The organism is Aequorivita marina, from assembly GCF_031631895.2.
GTDB lineage: Bacteria > Bacteroidota > Bacteroidia > Flavobacteriales > Flavobacteriaceae > Aequorivita > Aequorivita marina.
This window is the reverse complement of the sequence record NZ_JAVMBW020000002.1, coordinates 116,389-131,615: the sequence shown is the minus strand read 5'-3', so window position 1 is coordinate 131,615 and position 15,227 is coordinate 116,389. Positions and strand designations below refer to the sequence as shown.

16 protein-coding genes are annotated in these 15,227 nt (G+C 37.9%); 6 read left to right on the top strand and 10 right to left on the bottom strand.

Annotated elements, in window-relative coordinates:
- Positions 1-128: 128 nt before the first annotated feature.
- From fabG to QPK98_RS04565, 9 genes are all read right to left on the bottom strand, one after another.
- Positions 129-875: a 3-oxoacyl-[acyl-carrier-protein] reductase gene (gene fabG, locus QPK98_RS04605; RefSeq protein ID WP_310991878.1), complete on the bottom strand. Its 747-nt coding sequence runs from the start codon at positions 873-875 to the stop codon at positions 129-131.
- A gap of 248 nt (positions 876-1,123) precedes the next feature.
- Positions 1,124-1,996: a succinate--CoA ligase subunit alpha gene (gene sucD / locus QPK98_RS04600; protein WP_310991877.1), complete on the bottom strand. Its 873-nt coding sequence runs from the start codon at positions 1,994-1,996 to the stop codon at positions 1,124-1,126.
- A 110-nt stretch (positions 1,997-2,106) separates the two neighbouring features.
- Complete coding sequence (locus QPK98_RS04595) at positions 2,107-2,520, bottom strand: nuclear transport factor 2 family protein (protein WP_310991876.1); 414 nt, start codon at positions 2,518-2,520, stop codon at positions 2,107-2,109.
- On the bottom strand, positions 2,517-3,455 hold the full coding sequence (locus tag QPK98_RS04590) for a UDP-3-O-(3-hydroxymyristoyl)glucosamine N-acyltransferase (RefSeq protein ID WP_310991874.1): 939 nt from the start codon (positions 3,453-3,455) through the stop codon (positions 2,517-2,519). The genes QPK98_RS04595 and QPK98_RS04590 overlap by 4 nt, the downstream gene beginning before the upstream one ends.
- 71 nt (positions 3,456-3,526) lie before the next feature.
- Positions 3,527-4,093 (bottom strand): elongation factor P, encoded by a 567-nt coding sequence (gene efp, locus QPK98_RS04585; protein ID WP_310991873.1) that lies wholly within the window; start codon positions 4,091-4,093, stop codon positions 3,527-3,529.
- 55 nt (positions 4,094-4,148) lie between these two features.
- Entirely contained in the window at positions 4,149-4,934 is a 786-nt protein-coding gene (gene lpxA / locus QPK98_RS04580) for an acyl-ACP--UDP-N-acetylglucosamine O-acyltransferase (protein WP_310991872.1), read from the bottom strand.
- A gap of 90 nt (positions 4,935-5,024) precedes the next feature.
- Complete coding sequence (locus tag QPK98_RS04575) at positions 5,025-6,431, bottom strand: bifunctional UDP-3-O-[3-hydroxymyristoyl] N-acetylglucosamine deacetylase/3-hydroxyacyl-ACP dehydratase (protein ID WP_310991871.1); 1,407 nt, start codon at positions 6,429-6,431, stop codon at positions 5,025-5,027.
- Complete coding sequence (gene lpxD, locus QPK98_RS04570) at positions 6,424-7,449, bottom strand: UDP-3-O-(3-hydroxymyristoyl)glucosamine N-acyltransferase (protein WP_310991870.1); 1,026 nt, start codon at positions 7,447-7,449, stop codon at positions 6,424-6,426. The genes QPK98_RS04575 and lpxD overlap by 8 nt, the downstream gene beginning before the upstream one ends.
- A 125-nt stretch (positions 7,450-7,574) precedes the next feature.
- Positions 7,575-8,813 (bottom strand): HD domain-containing protein, encoded by a 1,239-nt coding sequence (locus QPK98_RS04565; protein WP_310991868.1) that lies wholly within the window; start codon positions 8,811-8,813, stop codon positions 7,575-7,577.
- Positions 8,814-8,968: 155 nt separating this feature from the next.
- On the opposite strand from QPK98_RS04565, the gene porX reads away from it, so the two are divergent.
- The 6 genes from porX to QPK98_RS04535 all read left to right on the top strand — a co-directional run bounded on the left by porX (position 8,969) and on the right by QPK98_RS04535 (position 13,949).
- Positions 8,969-10,519, top strand: coding sequence for a T9SS response regulator signal transducer PorX (gene porX / locus QPK98_RS04560; RefSeq protein ID WP_310991867.1), 1,551 nt, complete (start codon positions 8,969-8,971; stop codon positions 10,517-10,519).
- 84 nt (positions 10,520-10,603) lie between these two features.
- Positions 10,604-11,011, top strand: coding sequence for a tRNA (adenosine(37)-N6)-threonylcarbamoyltransferase complex ATPase subunit type 1 TsaE (gene tsaE, locus QPK98_RS04555; protein WP_310991866.1), 408 nt, complete (start codon positions 10,604-10,606; stop codon positions 11,009-11,011).
- A gap of 578 nt (positions 11,012-11,589) precedes the next feature.
- On the top strand, positions 11,590-11,730 hold the full coding sequence (locus QPK98_RS04550) for a hypothetical protein (RefSeq protein WP_310991865.1): 141 nt from the start codon (positions 11,590-11,592) through the stop codon (positions 11,728-11,730).
- Positions 11,723-12,205, top strand: coding sequence for a hypothetical protein (locus QPK98_RS04545; RefSeq protein ID WP_310991864.1), 483 nt, complete (start codon positions 11,723-11,725; stop codon positions 12,203-12,205). The genes QPK98_RS04550 and QPK98_RS04545 overlap by 8 nt, the downstream gene beginning before the upstream one ends.
- 63 nt (positions 12,206-12,268) lie before the next feature.
- Complete coding sequence (locus tag QPK98_RS04540; RefSeq protein ID WP_310991863.1) at positions 12,269-13,468, top strand: alanine dehydrogenase; 1,200 nt, start codon at positions 12,269-12,271, stop codon at positions 13,466-13,468.
- Positions 13,469-13,571: 103 nt separating this feature from the next.
- Positions 13,572-13,949: a hypothetical protein gene (locus tag QPK98_RS04535; RefSeq protein WP_310991861.1), complete on the top strand. Its 378-nt coding sequence runs from the start codon at positions 13,572-13,574 to the stop codon at positions 13,947-13,949.
- Between the two features lie 30 nt (positions 13,950-13,979).
- Here the strand turns inward: QPK98_RS04535 and QPK98_RS04530 are convergent, their stop codons facing one another.
- On the bottom strand, positions 13,980-15,152 hold the full coding sequence (locus tag QPK98_RS04530) for a proline dehydrogenase family protein (RefSeq protein ID WP_310991860.1): 1,173 nt from the start codon (positions 15,150-15,152) through the stop codon (positions 13,980-13,982).
- Between the last annotated feature and the right edge of the window lie 75 nt (positions 15,153-15,227).

The window sequence follows — 15,227 nt, the reverse complement described above, 5'->3', positions numbered from 1 at the left end:
AGCTATCGGAACAAGGCTGAGCAAAACTTTACTAAAAATATCCCTCGTTGCGGTGCAAGCTAAAGACTCATATTATTTTTTTATCAAATATGTTTATTTCTACTTTACTAACAACTAACGGCTACTATCTAAGTAAGCATACCGCCGTCAACATTAAGCACTTGGCCGGTAACGTATGCCGAAAGATCACTTGCCAGATAAACGCAGGCGTTAGCAACGTCTTCTGGTGTGCCGCCGCGTTTTAGTGGAATCATGTCTGCCCATGCTTTTACAGCATTATCATCTAATTTCTCGGTCATTTCGGTTTGTATAAATCCGGGTGCAATAGCGTTACAACGAATAGAACGCGAACCCAATTCCTGCGCTACCGATTTAGTAAACCCAATAACCCCAGCTTTTGAAGCGGCATAGTTGGTTTGCCCAGGGTTACCACGAACACCCACCACGGAGCTCATGTTAATAATAGCGCCTTTTCGCTGTTTTAGCATGGTGCGCTGTACGGCTTTGGTCATGTTAAAGACGGACTTTAGGTTTACCTCAATCACTTTATCAAAGTCTTCTTCCGAAATACGCATCAAAAGGTTGTCTCGTGTTATTCCGGCATTATTTATAAGCACATCAATACTTCCGAAGTCCTTTAAAACGGCTTCTACCAATTTCTGTGATTCTTCATAAGAGGCTGCATCACTTTGGTAAGCCTTGGCTTTTACACCAGTTTTTGAAGCTTCGTCTGCAATAGCATTTGCCGCTTCGGCAGATGAGCTATATGTAAATGCTACATTGGCGCCATGTTTGGCAAATGTTTCAACGATTCCCTTCCCTATTCCGCGGCTTCCGCCGGTAATAATAGCTGTTTTCCCTTCTAATAATTTCATATTGTAATGCGTTTTTGATTGGTCTTCCTTATTAAATAAAACACCTACAAGGTTTTAGAAACCTTGCAAGAAACACCTACAGATCTTAGAACTCCTGTAGGAGAACCGCGAAAGATGGCATTTCAAATATAACAAAAGCTTGCGGGTTCTCCATAAAAAAAGCCCTGCGAATTTCGCGGGCTTTAGTGGAAAAGACCTACAAGCGAACTCCTGTAATTTTGGGCTTTGCCTGTAGGTCTGTTTTATAATTAACCTAATACTTCTTTTACTTTTTTACCAATTTCGGCAGGTGAATCTACAACGTGTATGCCACATTCGCGCATCACTTTTTTCTTAGCTTGTGCGGTATCGTCGCTTCCGCCAACTATTGCACCAGCATGACCCATTGTACGACCTGCAGGAGCTGTTTCACCAGCGATAAAGCCAATAACCGGCTTTTTTATTCCACTTTCCTTATACCATTTAGCGGCATCTATTTCCAGTTGGCCACCAATTTCACCAATCATCACCACCGCCTCACTTTCGGTATCATTTATAAGCAACTCTAAGGCTTCTTTAGTTGTAGTACCAATAATTGGGTCGCCACCAATACCAATTGCAGTAGTAATACCAAGATCTTGTTTTACTACTTGGTCTGCAGCTTCATAGGTAAGCGTTCCTGATTTTGAAACAATACCCACTTTTCCTTGTTTGAAAACAAAACCTGGCATAATTCCAACCTTTGCTTCGCCTGGAGTAATAACGCCAGGACAGTTAGGACCAACCAAACGGCAGTCTCTATCTTTTATATAGTTTGAAGCTGTAATCATGTCCTTCACTGGAATACCTTCGGTGATTGTAATAATCACTTTTATTCCAGCATCGGCAGCTTCCATAATAGCGTCTGCGGCAAATGCCGGCGGCACAAAAATAATAGTTGTATCTGCTCCAGTTTCTTTAACGGCTTCTGAAACAGTGTTAAAAACTGGTTTGTCAAGATGTTTTTGACCACCTTTTCCAGGCGTTACACCACCAACCACGTTGGTACCGTACTCAATCATTTGTTCGGCGTGAAACGTACCTTCACTTCCTGTGAACCCTTGAACAATTATTTTTGAATTTTTATTTACTAAAACGCTCATTTGTAAGTATTTTCTATTGATTATTTAATATTGCTCTTTAAGAAAAGCTTTATTGTTATTTTCTGGAATTGCCGCAAAGATACGGCTTTTGTCAAAGCTAATAAAGAATATTATACCTTAACCTTATGATAACTTTCTGTGGTGTCATCATTGTCGGTTACCGGCTGACTAATTTGATAACCGCGATATATTTTATCGTCCTTAACTTCAAAAATGCTCATGAAATGGGCAATCCCAAGTTCCTCATCGGGATTTTCCATAGTGCGAACATAGTATTTGTACCGAACCGTTACATGCGGGCCGTCTGCCAATAAGTGACTTACTTCTACTCTTATATCATCATACGATTTTCTCACTTCGCTAAAAAACGTAACAATATCATCATAATTTTTAATGGAAAGACCAGTGGGGCTGTTCCAGATAAGTGTTAAATCGGGATGAAAAAACCGCTCCATTACATCTTTATCACCTAAAATATCAGACCGATAAAAATCACGTACTACTTCTTTCGCTTCTTTACTCATGACAATCTATCTAATTTTTCTATAATGTCTGGAATTAACCTGATTGAAGCCAATTCCTTATACTTTTTTCTAAATTCATCTGCAGGCGTACCAAAATACGATTTATGCCCTGGCAAGGATTTACTCACGCCACTTTGAGCGGAAATAACCGCTTTTTCGCCAATGGTAATACCGCTTGTAACCCCAACTTGCCCCCAGATGGTAACAAAATCCTCAATTAAAACGCAGCCAGCTATACCAACCTGCGAAGCTATTAAACAACGTTCTCCTATAACAGTATCATGACCTACATGTACTTGATTATCCAGCTTGGTTCCTTCACCAATAGTAGTAGAACCCGTTACCCCGCTATCAATGGTGCAAAGTGCGCCAAGGTCAACGTTGTCTTTAATAACAACATTGCCGCCACTTTTAAGCTTATCAAATTTTTCGGGACGATTTTTATAATAGAATGCGTCGCTACCTAAAACTGTTCCAGCATGTATGGTTACATTATCGCCAATAACGGTATCGTCATATATACTCACATTAGAATGGATCAAGCAGTTATCGCCAATCTTTACATTGTTGCCCACAAAAACATTAGGCTGCAGGGTGGTTCCCTTGCCTATTGTCGCTGTTTCCGAAATAATACTGGTGGCTTTTTGAAAAGGATTGAAGTATTGGGTAAGCTTATTAAAGTCTCGAAACGGATCGTCTGAAACCAATAAAGCTTTCCCCACTGGGCATTCCACTGTTTTGTTGATGAGAATTACTGTAGCTTGCGACTGTAATGCCTTGTCATAATACTTTGGATGATCTACAAAAACAATGTCGCCGGGCTGTACCACGTGAATTTCGTTCATTCCAAATACCGGAAAATTAGCCTCGCCAACATAATCGGAACCGATAATCATGGCAATATTTTCTAGCGTTTGGGGAGTTGGAAATTTCACGGGTTTGTTGCTTAAAGTTTATATTTATTTAATTGAATTTAGGTCACGGTTATTCCTGAGCTTTAACCTCCTTAATCCTTGATTCTTTCTTGATATTGGCCTTTATCGGTATCAATTCTAACTTTATCACCTTCGTTTATAAAAAGCGGGACGTTAATTTCAGCACCAGTTTCAACAATGGCTGGTTTGGTAGCGTTGGTTGCGGTGTTGCCTTTTACACCAGGTTCTGTAGAAGTTACTTCTAAAATTACGTGTGCTGGCATTTCTACTGAAAGTGGCATCCCGTCTTCGGTATTGACCAGTACGGAAACAACTTCGCCTTCTTTCATTAATCCAGGTGTATCAAGTATTTCTTCCACCAACCTAATTTGCGAATAATCCTCGGTATTCATAAAGTGATACATATCGCCCTCACTATATAAATATTGAAATTTGTGGGTTTCAACACGAACATCGTCTATTTTATGTCCTGCGGAAAAAGTGTTGTCAACTGTTTTTCCCGTAGTTACACTTTTAAGTTTTGTACGCACAAAAGCAGGTCCTTTTCCCGGTTTTACATGAAGAAATTCAATAATTTTATAAATGTCATTATTATAACGAATGCAAAGTCCTTTTCTGATATCTGATGAAGTAGCCATGGTACTGTAAATATTATAAGTTAGTAGTGAAATGTAAGTAATTAAGTTGTAAAACTTAGTTTGAATTGAAGTATCCTTTCATAATACCGCGTTTGGAGTTTTTGATAAACTGAAGAATCTCATCACGCTCTGGAGTTGCTTCCATCTCGGCTTCAATGATTTCCGTTGCCTGTGTAGTATTATAGCTTTTTTGATACAACAACCTATAAATGTTCTGTATTTCGGTAATTTTTTCCGACTTAAACCCTCGTCTGCGTAGTCCGATTGAATTGATACCAACATAACTTAAAGGTTCGCGAGCGGCTTTTACATAGGGTGGCACGTCTTTTCTAACCAGTGATCCTCCGGTAACAAAGGCGTGGTTCCCAATCATACAAAACTGGTGTACCGCAGTCATCCCAGCCAGAACCACGTGGTTTCCAACCGTAATATGCCCTGCTAAAGTGCTGTTATTGCTAAAGATGCAACTGTCGCCAATAATACAATCGTGGGCAATATGGCAATAAGCCATAATCCAGCAGTTTTTTCCGATGACCGTTTTTCCGCGGTCAATGGTGCCTCGATTTATGGTAACATATTCCCGGATGGTTGTGCCATCTCCAATTTCAGCAGTAGTTTCCTCATCCTTAAACTTTAAGTCCTGCGGAATTGCAGAAATTACCGCTCCTGGAAATATATTGCAGTTTTTGCCAATTCTGGCACCTTCCATTATGGTGACATTGCTTCCAATCCAAGTTCCTTCACCAATCACCACATTGTTATGAATGGTTGTAAAAGGCTCTATTACTACGTTTTTAGCTATTTTAGCGCCCGGATGGACGTATGCAAGTGGTTGGTTCATTTTTCTTGATTATTGTTTTTTATAAATGAAATTTGTTCGCACCCTAAAATAATCATTTTAATTTAGGCTTCTTGAACGTTCATTATCCATCTATAAGTTTTTTGTTTTTACCATTTGGGCCATTAACTCAGCCTCGGTTACCAATTTGTCATTTGCATACGCATTCCCTTGCATATGAACAATTCCACGACGAATGGGCGATATTAATTCAAGCTTAAAGATAAGCGTATCTCCCGGGTTTACTTGTTGTTTAAACTTTACATTGTTTATTTTCATAAAAAACGTAAGATAGTTTTCAGGGTCGGGTACGGTGCTCAATGCCAATATACCACCAGTCTGGGCCATAGCCTCAACAATTAAAACGCCTGGCATTACTGGAGCTCCGGGAAAGTGACCCACAAAGAATGGCTCGTTCATGGTAACATTCTTAAGGCCAATAACGCTAGTATCCGTTAACTCCATAATTTTATCTACCAGTAAAAACGGAGGCCTGTGCGGTAGCATGGCCATTATTTCGTTTACGTCTTTTACAGGGGGTTGGCTGATGTCAAATTGTGGAATATTATTTCTACTTTCTGCTTTTATTAGCTTAGAAAGCTTTTTTGCAAATTGTGTATTAATATGGTGTCCAGGCTTATTGGCAATCACCTTTCCGCGAATGCGAACACCAACCAGAGCCAAATCGCCTATAACATCTAATAATTTATGTCTGGCGGCCTCGTTCGGGTAATGCAAGGTAAGGTTATCTAGGATACCGTTTGGTTTAACCGATATGGTATCCTTTCCAAAGGCAGTACGCAATTTTTCCATGGTACTGGGCGATAGCTCCTTATCTACATAAACTATTGCGTTGTTTAGATCGCCGCCCTTAATCAAGCCGTGATCTAGTAACATTTCTATTTCATGTAGAAAGCTAAAGGTTCTCGCATTGGCAATTTCATCCTTAAAATCTGAAATGTTCTTTAGCGAAGCATTCTGAGTGCCTAAAACCATGGTACCAAAGTCAACCATAGTTGTAATTTGGTATTCATTTGCGGGCATTAAAATTATTTCGCTTCCACTTTCTTCATCGGAAAAAGTGATAACTTCCTTTACCACATATTCTTTTCTTGGCGCTTCTTGCTCTACTAGCCCAGCTTTTTCAACCGCCTCAACAAAATATTTTGCCGAACCATCCATTATTGGTGGCTCAGAAGCATTTAGCTCCATGATGCAATTGTCTATTTCTAGACCTACCAAAGCTGCAAGCACATGCTCTGAAGTCTGTATTTTAACACCGCGTTTCTCCAAGTTGGTACCGCGTTGTGTATCTACAACGAGATTAACGTCGGCTTCAATTTCTGGATGTCCCTCCAAATCTATTCTTACAAAAGAATACCCATGATTTTCGGGGGCAGGCTTAAACGTTATCGTAACCTGCTTGCCGGTATGCAAACCGACTCCGGTAAGTGAAATCTCCTTACCAATGGTGCGTTGTTTTACCACACTTTTATTCATTTTCTAGATTTTTTTCAACCGTATTAATCCTACCTATTATTTTCGGTAAGTTTTTAAAATGTACATAACTTTTATTAAAATCGCCATAATTTAAAGCTGGTGATCCCTGAAGGCGTTCATTATCCTTTACGTTTCTGCCTATTCCACTTTGGGCCTGGATCTGTACGTTATCGCCAATTACAATATGGCCAGCAATACCAACTTGCCCGCCAATCATACAGTTTTTACCTATTTTAGTAGATCCTGCAACTCCAGTTTGGGCGGCAATTACTGTATTTTCACCTATGATAACATTATGAGCTATCTGAATTTGATTGTCCAGCTTTACGCCTTTTTTAATTATAGTTGACCCCAAGGTAGCACGATCTATTGTTGTACCTGGACCTATATCTACATTATCTTCTATAATTACATTCCCAGTCTGCGGAACTTTTTTATACTCTCCTTTCTCATTGGGCGAAAACCCAAATCCATCTGCGCCAAGTACTACTCCGCTATTTATAACGCAGGCTTTCCCTATAACGGTTTCAGAATATAATTTTGCTCCTGTGAATATAATTGAATTATCACCAATAGTAACGTTATCACCTATATATACATTCGGGTAAATTTTTACGTTATCGCCAATTTTTACATTTTCTCCCACATAGGCGAACGCACCTAAATACAGGTTTTCGCCATGCTGTGCGGTTTCCGAAAGAAAAACAGGATTTTCTATCCCCGTTTTATTCAGTTTTACTTGGTTGTAATATTCCAATAATTGCGAAAAAGCCTCGTAAGCATTATCTACGCGTATTAAGGTAGTATCTAAATTATGATCAGGAACAAAATCTTTATTTACAATGGTTATGGCCGCTTTTGTTGAATAAATATAATGCGTGTACTTGGGGTTTGCCAGAAAAGTTAGACTCTCGTTACAGCCTTCCTCAATTTTAGCAAGTTTTGAAACAACTACATCTTCATCTCCATCAACTGTACCGTTTAGAATTCCTGCTATTTGCGCCGCTGTAAATTTCATCTGATTATTGGTTTAATTTAACCGAATTATAAAAAATATGCAACCGCAAAATAAGGCTTTTATTATAAACTGAATATGGGTCGTAAATTTTCATTCTTGCAAAAATAGAAAAAAAGGAGTTAGTCCTATGGTCTATTGTCATTGTTTTTTGGATAACAAATATAGTGTTTGACTACAGATATTGAAAGTGCTTCCAAATTCAACTGGTCGCTAGCCTTTGCCACTTCAATGATCTTTCCGTTCTTTTTCAATAGATTAATGGTTTCTTTTTCCATACTGTATGCCTGATTCTCTAGCTTACCCGTGAAAACAAAATACGCAGCGTCTTCTTCAGAAAGACCATAAGTTTCCATAACCTTTAATTTTTTGGTCTTTAGTTTTTTAGACGAAAAAGGTTTTGATTTTACCTTTATCTTTAATAAATCTCTATTCAAAAGCATTTTTGAGAGGCTCTTAAGCACAAAATCGTCGTGTTCAATCCATGATTTCATTCCCGAAAGAATATCATTGTCGTCTAATTGTGAAAAGGTTTCTAAAATTTCTTCAGAAAAACTATCTAAACTAATATGGTTATTTAGAAAAAACGTCAGGTTCTTACTTGCTGGAAGTTTTATACCGCGTTCAGAAAGCTGCTTTGCCCGTTTTAAGACGCGTACCAAAAGTTGCTCTGCCACAATTCCGGTTTTATGAAGATAAACCTGCCAATACATTAACCTACGTGCCACCAAAAAGTTTTCTACCGAATAGATACCCTTCTCTTCCACCACCAGCTTATCATCTTTTACGTTTAGCATGGCTATTAAACGCTGGGCGTTCACCGTGCCTTCTGGAACACCTGTATAAAAACTGTCGCGCTTTAGGTAATCTAACCGGTCCATATCCAATTGTCCTGAAACCAGCTGATGCAGAAACTTGCGCTCGTATTGGTCCTTAAAAACTGCAATGGCAAGCGTTAAGTCATTGTTAAACTTTCGGTTTAAATCTTCCATAAAAAGCAGTGAAATCTCCTCGTGACTTACGTTTTCAACAATACTGTGTTCCATGGCATGCGAAAAAGGACCGTGACCAATATCGTGCAGCAAAATTGCAATATAGAGTGCTTCTTCTTCTTTCTTAGATATCTTAACCCCCTTTGAACAAAGAACTTGCACCGCTTTTTGCATTAAAAACATAGCGCCCAACGCGTGGTGAAATCGTGTGTGGTGCGCCCCGGGATAAACAATATATGAAAAACCCATCTGCGATATTCTACGCAATCTTTGAAAGTATGGATGCTCCATTAATTCAAAAACCAGTTTACTTGGTATGGTAATAAAACCGTAGATAGGGTCGTTTAAGGTTTTGAGCTTTGGAAGAGTTTTCAAATTTTAACTTTAAATTAGTAGGAACAAAAATGGTTTGCGATAATTCGGGGCTATTTTTGAAGGAAATTCTTCAAAGTAACAAGAATTACGAATAAATTAAATATAAATACACTCTTGCGATAATTGCCTGAGAGTAAAACGACAAATATACTAATATGAGCGAAATAAAAGTACTATGGGTAGATGACGAAATTGATTTACTTAAACCACATATTCTATTTCTGAAAAACAAAAATTATAAAGTAACTACGGCCCAAAGCGGTACGGAGGCCTTAGAGGAAATAAAGAATGAACGCTTTGATATTGTTTTTTTAGACGAGAACATGCCAGGACTCACCGGGCTTGAAACGCTCGCGGAAATAAAGGAGCTGCAAGCATCGATCCCTGTGGTTATGATTACCAAAAGTGAAGAGGAGTATATTATGGAGGAAGCTATTGGAGCGAAAATAGCCGATTACCTCATAAAACCCGTTAATCCAAATCAAATTCTACTTAGTTTAAAAAAGAACTTAGACCACAGTAGGTTAGTTTCAGAAAAAACAACGTCAAGTTATCAGCAGGAATTTCGAAAAATAGCAATGGATCTTTCCATGGTTAACAGTTTTGAAGAATGGAAAAGCCTCTATCAAAAATTAGTTTATTGGGAACTGGAACTTGAGGAAATTGAGGATTCTGGGATGTTTGAAATCTTGGAGTCGCAAAAAACAGAAGCCAATAGTCAGTATTGTAAGTTTATTGAAAAAAACTATCCAAACTGGTTTAGCGAGCCAACTGAAGCGCCAACCATGAGCCATACCTTGTTTCGCGATAAAATTCAACCCCAATTAAGTCAAGGAACTCCTACCCTACTTGTTGTTATTGACAACTTAAGGGTTGACCAATGGAAGGCCTTTGAGCCTACCGTAACAAATGTTTATAAAAAAACGCAAGAAGAACTTTTTTGCAGTATTCTGCCCACTGCAACCCAATATGCCAGAAATGCCATTTTCTCAGGACTTATGCCCAGCGAAATGGAAAAAATGCACCCCGACCTTTGGCTAAACGATACAGACGAAGGCGGAAAAAACATGAAGGAGAAAGAGTTTTTAGCGGCACAACTAAAACGTTTGGGCTTGAAGTTAAACTGGAGTTATCATAAAATTTCAAGTTTAAAACAAGGCAAAAAACTTGTAGAGAATTTTAAAAGCCATAAAGATGAAGATTTAACAGTGCTTGTATACAATTTTGTCGATATGCTTTCGCATTCAAAAACCGAAATGGAAGTAATCAAGGAGCTGGCTTCAACCGATAAATCGTACCGTTCACTTACCCAAAGTTGGTTTAAGAATTCTCCGCTTTTAGAAATCATTCAACAAGCAGCACGTTTGGGCTTTAAGCTAATTATCACTACAGACCACGGGACTATAAACGTAAAAAACCCATCTAAAGTTATTGGCGATAAAAACACCAGTTTAAACCTTCGGTATAAAACGGGGAAAAGCCTGACCTACGAAGACAAGGAAGTTCTCGCTGCAAAAGACCCAAAGTCTATTTGCCTGCCCGCCATAAACATGAGCAGTTCCTTTATTTTTGCAAAAGGAGATTACTTTTTTGCCTATCCTAATAACTACAATCACTATGTAAGTTATTATCGCAATACGTACCAGCACGGAGGGGTTTCATTAGAAGAAATGATTATACCATTTAGCGTATTTACACCAAGATAAACACGCAAGAAAAATTCTCGCCCTAACAATCTAATTTTTATAAATGGGTTGTAGGGCGTTATTTTTTTATATTCGCTCGTTTTTATGAATACAGAACTAACATACACTCAAGATCAAATTACAGCGGTTGCCAAGAAGGTATTAACAGCTTCTTCCTCAAAAATATTTCTTTTTTATGCCGAAATGGGTGTAGGAAAGACAACCCTTATAAAAGAAATTGCCAAACAACTTGGGGTTACGGAAACTTCTGGGAGCCCTTCGTTTTCAATTGTCAACGAATACGAAGGAAATGACGGAGCCATATATCATTTCGACTTTTATAGAATAAATAGTATTGATGAGGCCTATGATATAGGTGTAGAGGACTATTTTTATAGCGACAACTATATTTTTATAGAATGGCCCCAAAAAGTTGAGGCGTTATTGCCTGAAGATGCAATTGCGGTAAATCTAAAAAAGAATAAGGACGGAAGCAGAACCTTAACGATGTAAGCGCATGTTAAAAACGTAAAAACCTTACTTTACAAAATACTAGAAACAAAGTGCTACTCCATAAGAAACAGCTATACAAGTGTCAGATTATTATTGAGTTAAAGTTTAGCCCTAATTTTTGATTCTTTAACCAGAAAATAGAGATTATCAATCTATGATACCATTTTGATAAGTATTCATGTAATGGAACTTATTTGAATATATATTTTTTCAGACTTCAACATTTAGATTTTAATCCTTACATTAGTGCTTTGATTTAACACAGTTCTGATGCCTTCACAGTTTTCATTTAAATATTGTATTACTTAAATGAAAAAATAAAGGGGCAGTTTGACAATAAGCATAAAGTATTAACTATAAAAACTTTAAAGCAAAAGCCAATCTAAAATTTGTAGCCAACAATAATAACCTAAAATGACATAGCAAATGTTAAAAACATACCGACATTTCTTAAAATTTCTTTCAGTTTAAAGGATTTAACGGTAGTTTAACCTGTAAATATACCATAAACAGAGTTACCCAAATTAAATTTTTTCGTTGTAAGTTTGAGTTAAATTAATCGAAATAAACAACTTATTATGAAAAACCTAAAAGTTATTATCGCAGCCTCAATTTTTGTAACTGGACTCTTTGCTTCTTGTACACCAGAAAGTATCGAAGATGAGCAAGCGCCCCAACAAATCGATGTCCGAACAGTCAAAGTACCGCCAAATGGATAAAAAAAGCTTAGTGCAAGGAGGTATTATAGTTTTAATAATTGCCTGTACCCCTTTATTTTATTACGCTTATGAAAGTTTCCCTACCGATTTACAGGTGTGGGAAACTTCTTTTTTTACTTTCAGTACAAGATATCTTTCAGTTTATCATTATGCCTGGTTTATTACAGGGAAACTGATTCCAATCATTCTTCTTTTAATATGGTTCTTCACCTGTAAGCATTGGTGGCACTGGATTATTTTAGTACCTATAACCATGTATATTTTTCAGTTGTATAGTATTGTTAAACAGAATTACAATGTAGATGAAGTTGAAATTATTTATGTGATACCAATTATGATGGTAGTAATTCCGTTGGTTTATTTAATAAGAGCAAAGCTTTTTAATAAAATGCGCCAAAATGATCTACATTCTTTTGAAAAGGATCTTTTAGAGAAAAAACCCATCTGGAAGCAAATAAAGGAGCTCCTTCGCTAATTTTTCAATCACCTTAAAAAAATTGAAAACTATTCCGTAAATTGAAACCACCAATCTTAAAACATGCCAACATCACTCTCACCATTTACTAAAGCACAATTAATTCCGCAGGAAGAAACACTTGAAGTCTCCCGGCAAAGTGGAGAACTTTTTATCGGTATTCCTAAAGAGGCTTATTTTCAGGAAAAAAGAATCTGTCTAACTCCAGATGCGGTAAATGCAATTGTCAATAACGGCCACAAAGTATTGATTGAAGAAGGAGCTGGTAACGAGGCTGGATTTTCAGATAAAGATTACTCCGAAGCGGGAGCCCAAATTACGGCAGACACTAAAAAGGTATTTGGCTGCCCAATGGTCTTAAAAGTGGAACCACCTACATTAGAAGAGCTAGAACTTATAAACCCTAAAACCGTTCTTATCTCTGCCCTTCAGCTTAAAACTAGGAAAAAGTCATACTTTGACATGCTTTCTAAGAAAAAAATTACAGCACTGGCTTTTGAATTTATTAAGGACCGTGACCATAGTTATCCGGCCGTTACCGCACTAAGCGAAATTGCCGGTACCGCCTCTGTATTGATTGCTGCCGAATTAATGGTAAATGCAAAAAAAGGAAATGGTTTGCTCTTTGGGAACATAAGTGGCGTACCCCCAATTGAGGTAGTTGTTATTGGTGCTGGCACGGTAGGCGAGTTTGCCGTTAGATCTGCACTAGGTTTAGGCGCCAACGTAAAGGTGTTTGATAGCTCCATTACCAAATTGAGAACTATCCAAACACATTTAGGACAAACATTTTACACCTCTACCATTCAACCAAAAAACCTTACCAAGGCACTCAGGCGCTGCGATGTTGCAATAGGTGCAGTCCGGGGCCATAACCGCGCTCCTATTATTGTTACTGAAGAAATGGTACAGAAAATGAAAAAAGGAGCAGTAGTTATTGATGTTTGCGTAGATATGGGCGGCTGTTTTGAAACTACCGAAATGACCACCCACGACAAGCCAACGGTTATAAAGCATGAAGTAATACACTATGGCGTCCCCAATATTCCTGCGCGATACCCTAAAACGGCGTCAATTTCCATCAGCAATATTTTTACGCCCTATATTTTGGAAATTGCAGAAAATGGCGGACTTGAAAATGCAATCCGTTTTGACGCTGGTTTAAAAAATGGTTTGTATTTTTACCGCGGAATTCTAACAAATAAAGCAGTGGCAGATTGGTTTGATATCCCCTACAGCGATATAAACCTGTTATTTTTCTGATTTATTTTCTACATTTTAAAAATAATAGACAAGATAAGTGTTCTCCAGATACCGTTAGTACCGAATAACAGACCTTACCTATACAAAGCCCTAAGCCCATACTATGAAATTAGCACACCGATTACTTTATTTTTCTGGCGGATTTATAATTGGAATAATCATATTGTTCTTCATCCTAAGCGGGAAGAAAACATCTTGCGCGTACGGTCCAGAATCAAGAACCCTTAAAAATATTCGCCTAAAAGAACGTGCTTTTACTGAAACTACATTACAAGTGCTTCGTGAAAACCAAATGGATACTTCGGCAATTTCAACCTTATTGATTGATGGCGACGTGATATTTTCTGAAAGCAATACCAGCCTCGATTCCTGCAACCTGTATGTTATTGAAGGAATGATTTCAGAAAAAAACTTAAAAATTAAAGTTGAAAACTGTGATAAAGTGGCTAAAGTCACTGAAGCGGCAGTAACTAAAGAGTAAGGAATTATAAAAGACTGAAGAACCAAGCTTTTAAAGCTTTCTTCTCGCTTTCTCTTTCTTTAATAAGGTAAGCTCTCTACTGGTCTGCCCCGCTACCGAAGTATTTTCTTCTGCACGCCTAATTAAATAGGGCATTACATCTTTTACGGGACCAAACGGAATATACTTTGCCACGTTATAACCTTCGGCACCGAGGTTAAAGGTAATGTGATCGCTCATTCCATAAAGTTGCCCATACCACACTCGCCTATCATTTTTTGAAATTCCGTCTCGTTTCATGATGTCCATCGCAAGATACGTGCTCAACTCATTATGAGTACCAATAAACAATTCAATATCATCAAGGTTATCCATGATGTATTTCATGATCGCGTTAAAGTTATCATCGGTGGCTTTTTTACTTTCGCAAATAGGGCTGTTATAGCCATTTTCTAATGCGCGTTCATTTTCTTTTTCCATATAAGCGCCACGAACCACTTTAAAACCTAATTTAAAACCTTTGGCCTTTGCTCTTTTATGAAGTTTCTTTAAATAATCTAAACGGTCCCAACGATAACATTGCAGGGTGTTGAAAATAATTGGCGTTTCGGTGTTGTAGCGTTCCATCATGCGCTCGCACAAATCGTCTGCCGCATCCTGAATCCAGGACTCTTCCGCATCAATTAACAAGCTAATCCCAGCGGTGTGTGCTTCTTTTGCTACGCGATCATAACGTTTCTCAATATTTTCCCATTGTTCTTTTTCAACTGGGGTCAAAGCTTTGTTCTCCGTGACTTTCTGCCAAATGTCAAATTTCCCAAACCCAGACGGCTTAAACACGGAAAAGGGCATCGTATCCTTATTTTTTGCAAATCCAGTAAGTTCAATAACTTTATTTGCGGTTGCATCAAATTGACTATCCTCTTCTTTCCCTTCAACTGAAAAATCTAATACTGAAGAAACCCCTACGTCATATAGCCTCTCAACAGTAGGCATACAATCTTCTTCATTAATACCACCGCAAAAATGATCGAATACCGTGGAGCGAATTAAGCCTTCAACGGGAAGATGCAGGTTTAGCGCCAACTTAGTTACCGCAGCCCCTATTTTAACCAAGGGCTCTTTTGAAATCATTGTAAATAGAAAATTAGCGCGTTCTAGTTCAGAATCGCTTTTTAATCGAAACGCTGTTTCGGTATTATCAAAGAGGGAGTTTGACGTCATAAAAAACTAGAATAAAGTCCGCAAATATAGTTAGATTTGAACTCTGATTAATAAAGATTAACACCAAATTTATTG

Bases quoted from the DNA above. Each gene is read 5' to 3' on its own strand.
- lpxD (WP_310991870.1), bottom strand. From the start codon at position 7,449: ATGAAATTTACAGCGGCGCAAATAGCAGGAATTCTAAACGGTACAGTT.
- sucD (WP_310991877.1), bottom strand. From the start codon at position 1,996: ATGAGCGTTTTAGTAAATAAAAATTCAAAAATAATTGTTCAAGGGTTC.
- efp (WP_310991873.1), bottom strand. From the start codon at position 4,093: ATGGCTACTTCATCAGATATCAGAAAAGGACTTTGCATTCGTTATAAT.
- QPK98_RS04550 (WP_310991865.1), top strand. From the start codon at position 11,590: ATGAAAAACCTAAAAGTTATTATCGCAGCCTCAATTTTTGTAACTGGA.
- QPK98_RS04535 (WP_310991861.1), top strand. From the start codon at position 13,572: ATGAAATTAGCACACCGATTACTTTATTTTTCTGGCGGATTTATAATT.
- QPK98_RS04545 (WP_310991864.1), top strand. From the start codon at position 11,723: ATGGATAAAAAAAGCTTAGTGCAAGGAGGTATTATAGTTTTAATAATT.
- porX (WP_310991867.1), top strand. From the start codon at position 8,969: ATGAGCGAAATAAAAGTACTATGGGTAGATGACGAAATTGATTTACTT.
- QPK98_RS04595 (WP_310991876.1), bottom strand. From the start codon at position 2,520: ATGAGTAAAGAAGCGAAAGAAGTAGTACGTGATTTTTATCGGTCTGAT.
- QPK98_RS04530 (WP_310991860.1), bottom strand. From the start codon at position 15,152: ATGACGTCAAACTCCCTCTTTGATAATACCGAAACAGCGTTTCGATTA.
- lpxA (WP_310991872.1), bottom strand. From the start codon at position 4,934: ATGAACCAACCACTTGCATACGTCCATCCGGGCGCTAAAATAGCTAAA.
- fabG (WP_310991878.1), bottom strand. From the start codon at position 875: ATGAAATTATTAGAAGGGAAAACAGCTATTATTACCGGCGGAAGCCGC.
- QPK98_RS04540 (WP_310991863.1), top strand. From the start codon at position 12,269: ATGCCAACATCACTCTCACCATTTACTAAAGCACAATTAATTCCGCAG.
- tsaE (WP_310991866.1), top strand. From the start codon at position 10,604: ATGAATACAGAACTAACATACACTCAAGATCAAATTACAGCGGTTGCC.
- QPK98_RS04575 (WP_310991871.1), bottom strand. From the start codon at position 6,431: ATGAATAAAAGTGTGGTAAAACAACGCACCATTGGTAAGGAGATTTCA.